The 7,518-nt window shown below is 67.1% G+C and carries 6 protein-coding genes and 2 pseudogenes; 5 read left to right on the top strand and 3 right to left on the bottom strand.

Annotation, left to right across the window (positions count from 1 at the left end; translation table 11 throughout):
* Together ABZT03_RS42100 and ABZT03_RS42105 are read right to left on the bottom strand one after the other, a co-directional pair.
* Nucleotides 1-120: pseudogene (locus ABZT03_RS42100) on the bottom strand (IS701 family transposase); the annotation flags it as partial.
* 211 nt (nt 121-331) lie between these two features.
* Nucleotides 332-472 (bottom strand): hypothetical protein, encoded by a 141-nt coding sequence (locus ABZT03_RS42105; RefSeq protein ID WP_356049342.1) that lies wholly within the window; start codon nt 470-472, stop codon nt 332-334.
* A gap of 703 nt (nt 473-1,175) precedes the next feature.
* Between ABZT03_RS42105 and ABZT03_RS42110 the strand changes: the two genes are divergently transcribed.
* From ABZT03_RS42110 to ABZT03_RS42125, 4 genes and pseudogenes are all read left to right on the top strand, one after another.
* On the top strand, nt 1,176-2,090 hold the full coding sequence (locus tag ABZT03_RS42110; RefSeq protein ID WP_356049344.1) for an NAD-dependent epimerase/dehydratase family protein: 915 nt from the start codon (nt 1,176-1,178) through the stop codon (nt 2,088-2,090).
* Between the two features lie 145 nt (nt 2,091-2,235).
* Nucleotides 2,236-2,934: a response regulator transcription factor gene (locus tag ABZT03_RS42115; protein WP_356049345.1), complete on the top strand. Its 699-nt coding sequence runs from the start codon at nt 2,236-2,238 to the stop codon at nt 2,932-2,934.
* A 104-nt stretch (nt 2,935-3,038) separates the two neighbouring features.
* Nucleotides 3,039-3,273: pseudogene (locus tag ABZT03_RS42120) on the top strand (short-chain dehydrogenase); the annotation flags it as partial.
* Between the two features lie 11 nt (nt 3,274-3,284).
* Entirely contained in the window at nt 3,285-3,944 is a 660-nt protein-coding gene (locus ABZT03_RS42125; protein ID WP_356049346.1) for an NAD(P)-binding domain-containing protein, read from the top strand.
* Nucleotides 3,945-4,163: 219 nt separating this feature from the next.
* Here the strand turns inward: ABZT03_RS42125 and ABZT03_RS42130 are convergent, their stop codons facing one another.
* A complete protein-coding gene (locus ABZT03_RS42130; RefSeq protein WP_356049347.1) occupies nt 4,164-5,036 on the bottom strand; it encodes a TetR/AcrR family transcriptional regulator in 873 nt (290 codons plus the stop codon).
* 140 nt (nt 5,037-5,176) lie between these two features.
* Between ABZT03_RS42130 and ABZT03_RS42135 the strand changes: the two genes are divergently transcribed.
* Nucleotides 5,177-7,402: an MMPL family transporter gene (locus ABZT03_RS42135; RefSeq protein WP_356049348.1), complete on the top strand. Its 2,226-nt coding sequence runs from the start codon at nt 5,177-5,179 to the stop codon at nt 7,400-7,402.
* Nucleotides 7,403-7,518: the final 116 nt, after the last annotated feature.

A 7,518-nucleotide genomic window follows, 5' to 3' on the forward strand; every position in this document is an offset into this window, starting at 1 on the left:
CGCATATAGGCCAGCGCCGACTCCCGCGGCTCGGACCGGTTGAACCGGTGCACGAACCGCCCGTGCACAGCATCCAGTTCACTCGCCCACACACGTCACATCAGCAAGGTCCCCACCCATAACCACACCAACGACGAACCTGGCCAGCAGTCACCGTAGGCACCGTTGCAGTATTAGCTCATGTTGGAGTCGCTCCTCGGCCCGGTCTATGGGCGGTGTCTCCGACATTCTATCCTTCGCGGTCTCGACGGAATCTGTGGCCTCGCGGTGATCTTCTCAGCCCTCCACTCGCTGACGTGACCAGGGTTGGCTGCAGCGTCTGGGCGTGACGCTATTGGAGCAGGATCAGCTTGCGGAGCAATTCGAATCTGGCACGGCCGTAGAGCTGCCTCTTGATCTTCTTGCTCCAGTGCAGGGTGAGGCCGGCGGTCACCCCAGCACAGACCTGACGGAGCGTCACTCTCTGCTGCAAGACGGGAAGGCGTACGCCGTCTCGCGCAAATCCGGGCTCTTGCAATCGAACGCCGCAATGACACTCCGCGACCGCACCCCAAGATCTGTGCCAGAGCCCAGTACCAGCGTCGCGCTCGGATCCCCAACTCCCGTGCCGCGTAAGCCCGCACCTCGGCCAGCAGTCCGTCCACGCTCCAGGACGCCTCGCCCAGAAACCTGTGGATCCGGTGGGGGGCATGCCCGGCTCGCCCTGCCATCGTCCAGCCCAGGTCAGACAGCAGCCCCGCGATCAGATCGGCGAACACCTCCCGCGGCTCCGGCCGGGCGAACAGACGCCCCAACCTGCCCGTCAGGGCAGCCAGTTCCTGCGCCCACCCCTCAACGTGCTCCACCCTCACATCCATCAGCATGACCGGACAACGGCCAGCACCGATCACCTGACAGTGTTCGAAAAATTTATCGCTGCCAAATCGCAGCGAGACCCGGCTAGCGTCACGACTCGTGCCACACCACCGGTGACCAAGTACGAAGACGGACGACGAGATTGATAAGAGCCCTTAGCTCACTGACAGGCGGCAGCATACGACAACGTGAAGAACCGCCTATCCGGGGTCTGCCCTGCGGCCCAAGTTCAGGCCGATTAGTTCCACAGCTGCCATCGGTGAACTTTGTTCTGAGTCTTTAACGAACTCGGGACGCCTATCTATATGAAAGAGCCCAGCATGGCCATGCATGTCGTTATCGGCGCCGGTTCTATCGGCACGAATGTCGCCCGCCTGCTCGCCGACCGCGGTGAAAGCGTCCGCATTGTCACGCGCAGCGGCTCGGGCCCGGAGTATCCGCAGGTCGAACGGGTCGCCGCAGATGCTTCCGACCCGGGCCGCTTGACCGAACTGTCTCGCGGCGCACATGTAATCTATCACTGTGCAAATCCGCCTTCCTACGCAATGTGGGAACGGCTGTTGCCGCCCATACAGAATGCGGTCATCACAGCCGCGAAAGCAAACGGGGCCGTGCTGGCAATTACTGGCAGCATGTACGCCTACGGCCCGCAGCCTGGCGGTATGATGAATGAATACACCCCCATGGCCGCCACTGGGCCTAAAGGCCGTCTCCGGAAACGACTGTGGGAGCAGGCCCTTAACGCAGGAATCCGCACTGTGGAGGTTCGCGGGTCCGACTATATCGGCAGGGACTCGAATGGCCTGTATTCCATAATCATTGAGCCGGCGATGAAGACGGGCCAAGCAGCCTGGGTGCCTGCCGATCTAGACGCACCACATACCTTCACCTTCAACGGAGACATGGCTCAGGCCCTCATAGTCCTTGGAAATGATGAGCGTGCGTGGGGTCAGGCGTGGCATGTACCGTCGCCACCGGCCATCAGCATCCGTGAACTGGCGCGGCGCTACGCCACTGCTGCAGGTCGGCCCCCGGTCAAGCTGATCCCGTTGCCACGCGCGGCAATGCGCACAGCTGGGATTTTCGTGCCGTCAGCCCGCGAAATGGCCGAAATGGACTATCAGTGGTACTCGCCGTTCCTCATGGACGCCTCAAAAACAGCTGACGCCTTCGGCCTCACCGCCACCGACCTAGACATCATTATCGCTAATCAGGTGAACGCGGCCGCGGCTTGATTCCGCCTGCCGATTTCGATAGCAAGCAGCGATCGAAGATGTCACGAAACCGTTTCGTTCAGAGTGGGTGGGCGATGACTGAGCACGCCCACTCGCAGCGATCACAGCCCGGCCGATAGTCCGCTTCCCATTGGGAGAACGCCCCATGACCTCCGTACTCATTGTCAATGCGCAGTCCTTGCAGCGCCGCGGACTGCGCATGCTCCTGGCGGAGGAGCCCGGCCTGACTGTCGCCGGCGAGGCATCGAGTGGGCCCGAGGCGGTCCGCATGAGCGCCGCACTGTGCCCCGACGTCGTGGTGATGGACAGCCACATTTCCCACTCGGACGACGCCGAGACCATCCGCCGCATCACACGGCGTCCCGCCCTCCCCCGGACCCCCGAACTTTCCAGAACGCAAGGGAACGGCCCACGCGTGCTGATCCTGACCCCCGCCAGCCACGAGCAGCGCGCCTACACCGCCTTGCGCGCCGGTGCCGGTGGATTCCTTCTCCACGACGCCACCCCCGGCGAACTGACCGCGGCCATACGTGTCGTGGCCGCCGGAGACGCCGTTATCACCCCTGGCCTGACCCGCGCTCTCATCCACACCGTCCGACAGGTGCAACCCGCGCTCCCTGCCGAGCGGAAAGTCGGGATCGGCACGCTCACCGAGCGGGAGCGTGTCGTGCTCACCGCCGTCGCCTCCGGCTGGTCCAACGCCGAGATCGCTGCGTGGCTGTCCATCGCCACGACCACCGTCAAGGCCCACGTCAGCAACATCCTCGCCAAGATCGGAGCCCGCGCCCGTGTCCAGGCGGTGGTCTTCGCCTACGAATCGGGCCTGGTGCGGCCGGCCGCCTGAACAGCCCGAACTCCTGCCGCGGCCTCCAGCTGGTCGACCGATCGCAGCACATCCATGCCCCCCGGCCCGGTTGCGGCTGCCGCCGCCGCGCTCGCTCTGCTGGGCAGGTCACCGAGGAGCACTTCGGCACCCTGTTCGGCATCAACGTCCGTGGCCTGCTATTCACCGTCCATAAGGCCCTGCCGCTGACGAACGGGGACCGCGGCGATGCGGAGCTCGGCGTGTACGCGGCGACCAAGGCCTGGGCGCTGCCGTGGCCTGGCCTTCCTGGCATCCGAGCAGAGAAGCTGCATCACCGGTTCGAGCCTGTACGTCGACGGCGGCCTAAACCAGATCTGAGAGGCGGACCCATGCCCACCATCGGGATCATCGGCGCCGGCGAGGTTGGCAGCCAGATTGCCCGGGCGGCCCTGGCCCACGGCTACAGCGTCGTGATTGCCAACTCGCGCGGACCGGAAACCCTGCAGCAATTGGTCGCGGAACTCGGCCCGTCCGCGCGGGCCGCCCGCGCTGCGGACGCTGCAGCCGCCGGAGATTTCGCCGTCGTGGCCGTCCCGTTGAAAACGGTCAACAACCTGCCGGCCGACGCCCTCGCCGGCAAGATCGTATTGGATACGAACAACTACATGATCTGGCGCGACGGTCATTTCCCCCGCATCGACTCCGGTGAGACGACCGTACTCGAGCTGCGCCAGGAGCACCTGCCCGCCTCCCGGGTCGTCCAGGCATTCACCCATATCCAAGCCCACCGCATTACCACCGCCGGCCGCCCCGCGGGCGCCCCCGACCGGCTGGCACTTCCGACCTCTAGCAACTTCCCCGACGCCGCCGACCTCGTGACCCGGCTCTACGACCAGTTCGGCTTCGATACCGTCAACAACAGTCCATTGAGCGCCTCGTGGCGCACGGCCCCCGGTCAACCCGCCTGGACCGCGCTGGCACACCAAACGCGCGACGAGCTCATCACCAACCTGAGCCGAGCACAGCGCCTTGCTCCGACGTGGCGCTGAAGGGCGGGTCCCCTCCGCAGCCGCGGCCGTCCGGCGCGGCCATGTCGCCCGAAGCACGCCTCGTCCGCTCAGCGGCGGCCGGCCCACCCGGTGCTGCCGGTCTGGCGACTGCCAGGAGACGGACTTCGGCCCTCGCCCAGTTGCGAAAGCGCGGGCCGTTGCCGCACGAGCGGCGCTTGTGACGCCACCGCCTGGACGCGCGTCACGTCTGCACGCAACTCACACCGCCCCGGCTTCAAGAGCGCCCGCGCTCCCCGGGATTCGCCGGTGGATGTCCGCGAGCATGTTGCGCATCGCGAGGTGGAAGATCTCGGCCTGGTGGTCTCCGAGGAACGAGGTGTGTCCGAACACCTCAAGGAGGACCATGCCGTGCATGCGTCCCCACGCCTCCATGAGCAGGGTGATCGCGGGCGGCGGGAGGAGTCCCGGCCCGTCCGGGGGCAGATGGTCCAGGTGGGTCCGGAACTGGGGCGACAGCGAAGGGATGTCGGCCGCCGCGAGTTGCTCCGGGCTGAAGCCGCCGAAGAGTTCGTTCTGGAAGATCGTGCCCATCCGGCGGGCGGCAATGGTGGAGGCGCCGTCCGCCGGGGCCGCGTAGCCCCGCAGCGGTGTCCCGAACAGGAGCTTGAACCGCTCGGGGTGGGCGATGGCCCAGCCCCGGTAGCCCTCGGCCGCCTCCAGCAGACGCGACACGAACGGCAGGTCCGCCACCGAGTCCGCCGCAGTGCCCCCGGCGCCCGCAGCCGAGCCGGCCGTCGAGTCGACGGCGGCCTGGACGGCGGCGAACAGGTCCTCGTACCCCTTGGTGACGAGCATCGTGACGAGGGCATGCCGGTTGGGGAAGTAGTGGTAGAGCGCCTGCACGGTCATGCCGAGGCTGCGCGCGACGGCCCGCAGTGACAACCCCTCAGGACCGTGCTCGGTGATGTGCAGTTCGGCGGCGTCCAGGATCTCCCGCACCGCTGTGGCCCGCCGCCGCTCCCGCAGCGTGGGCGGAGCAGACGAGGCGGATCGGGCGGCCGGGGCGGAGGGAGCAGACGGCGCGGACAAAGCCGGCGGGACGGCGGTCTTCGGTCGTTCGGGTACGGGCATGCGCCCACCCTACGGTGCACCTCTGACACCTGAACATAAACCGAGCACTGTCAGGTAAATCTCGCACTGCCAACTTCCCCGTGGCCTCCCCTAGCGTCGTCGCGTCCCCACAGACACATTGATTGCATAGGAGATTCCGCGTGTTCGAACGCATAGCCGAGCTGGCGATCCGCCGGGCCCGGCTGGTACTCATCGTCGCCGTCGTGGCGACAGCTCTCATGGGTGCCCTCGGTAGCGGCGCCTTCACCAAGCTGCTGGGCGGCGGTTTCGATGACCCGGCTTCCCAGTCCACCCGGGCACGCGATCTCATCGACAAGAAATTCGGCGGCGAGACCAACCTCGTGCTGCTGGTCCGCGCCGGCGACGGCCGGGTCGACACCCCGTCTGCCGAGCAGAACGGCAAGGCACTGGTCGCGAGCCTGAAGAAGGAGAAGACGCTCGCGAACGTCGTCTCGTACTGGGACACGGGCAGCGCCCAACTCCTGTCCAAGGACGGCCGCGAGGCCATGGTCCTCGCCCACGTCAAGGGCGACCCGACCCAGCAGCAGAAGAACGCCACGAACCTGCTCGACGACTACGACGGCACGTACAACAAAGCCCTCACGGTACGGGCCGGCGGGGTGGCCGCCGTCGGCAACGACATGTCGACGCAGGTGGTCGAGGATCTTGAACTGGCCGAGCTGATCGCGATCCCGCTGACCCTCATACTGCTGCTCTTCGTCTTCGGCAGCGTGGTCGCCGCGCTGCTGCCGCTGGCCATCGCCGTCATCGCCATCCTGGGCTCGTTCGCCGAACTGTCCCTGCTCGCCGACGTCACCAGCGTCTCGAACACGGCGACCAACCTCACCACGGCCCTCGGCCTGGGACTGGGCATCGACTACGGCCTGTTGATGATCAGCCGGTTCAGGGAACAGCTCACGACCGGCGCGAGCGTGGAGGACGCCGTCCGCCAGACGGTGCACACCGCCGGCCGCACCGTCGCGTTCTCCGCCTCCACCGTGGCCGCCGCACTCGCGGCGCTTCTCGTCTTCCCGCAGTACTTCCTGCGCTCGTTCGGCTTCGCCGGAGTCGGCGTCGTCGCCATCGCGGCCGTCAGCGCGCTGTTCGTCATGCCGCCGCTGCTCGTCGTCCTGGGGCACCGGGTCAACAAGGGGCGGATGCCCTGGGCGAAAACCGCGAACGCCACCACGCGCGTCTCCATATGGGCGCGGCTGGCGCGTACCGTCATGCGGCGGCCCGCGCTCACCGCGCTGCCCGTCCTCGCGGTCCTGCTGGTGGCGGCGAGCCCGCTGCTCGGCATCACCTTCGGCACCCCGGACGAACGCGTGCTGCCCAAGGACGCCGAGAGCCGCCAGGTCTCCGCGACGCTCCAGAACAACTTCAACGGCAACGACAACGCCGCCCTCCAGATCGTCATCGGCCACAACGCCGGCCAGAACGTGGACGAAGCCCCGTTGGGTAAGTACGCCGATCAACTGTCCCAGCTCAAGGGCGTGGTACGGGTCGAGACCAGCACCGGCACGTACACCCGCGGGCAGGAATCGGCGGCCGGTCCCGGTAGCGCCAACCTCAGCCGCCCGGACGGCCAACGGATCAGCGTCGTCAGCTCCTTGACGCCGAAGTCCGACGCGGCACAGAGCCTGGTCGGCGACGTACGGGCGCTCACCCCGCCCCCCGGCACCCACCCGCTGGTGGGCGGCATCGACGCCGACCTGGTCGACGCCAAGCACTCCATCAGCGGCCAAATCCCGCTCGCCATCGGCCTGGTCGTCCTGACCACGTTCATCCTGCTCTTCCTGTTCACCGGCAGTATCGTGCAGCCGCTGCGCGCCCTGGCCCTGAACGCGATCACCCTGGTGGCGACGCTCGGCATCATGACCTGGATCTTCCAGGAGGGTCATCTCTCCTCCCTGCTCGGCTTCACGGCGCAGCCGATGGAGATGTCGATGACCGTACTGATGTTCTGCATCGTCTTCGGTCTGTCGATGGACTACGAGGTGTTCGTCACCAGCCGGATCAAGGAACTCCACGACCAGGGCGAGGACACCGAGTCCGCCGTCACCAACGGCCTCGGGCACACCGGGCGCATCGTCACCGCCGCCGCCTGCCTGCTCGCGGTGAGCTTCTTCGCCTTCGGTACGGCCAAGCTCAGCTTCATGCAGATGTTCGGCCTGGGCAGCGGGCTGGCCATCCTCATCGACGCCGTCGCCATCCGCGGTGTCCTCGTCCCGGCCGCGATGCGCCTGCTCGGCGGCTCGGCCTGGTACGCGCCCGGCTTCCTGCGCAGGTTCCACAGCCGGTTCGGCCTCAGCGAAAGCGCGCCCGAGCCCGCTGCGGCGCCCGAACCCGCAGTCTCACGGGGCTGACTCCGGCCCACAGCCTTCGGCCCGCCGCGCTGAGGACCAGGATGTTCGCCGGTTTGAGGTCGCGGTGCACGATCCGGCGCGCCTGAAGGCGGATCAGAATGGGGGCGAGCTCGGCC

It is taken from the genome of Streptomyces sp. NPDC005574 (assembly GCF_040605435.1).
GTDB lineage: Bacteria > Actinomycetota > Actinomycetes > Streptomycetales > Streptomycetaceae > Streptomyces.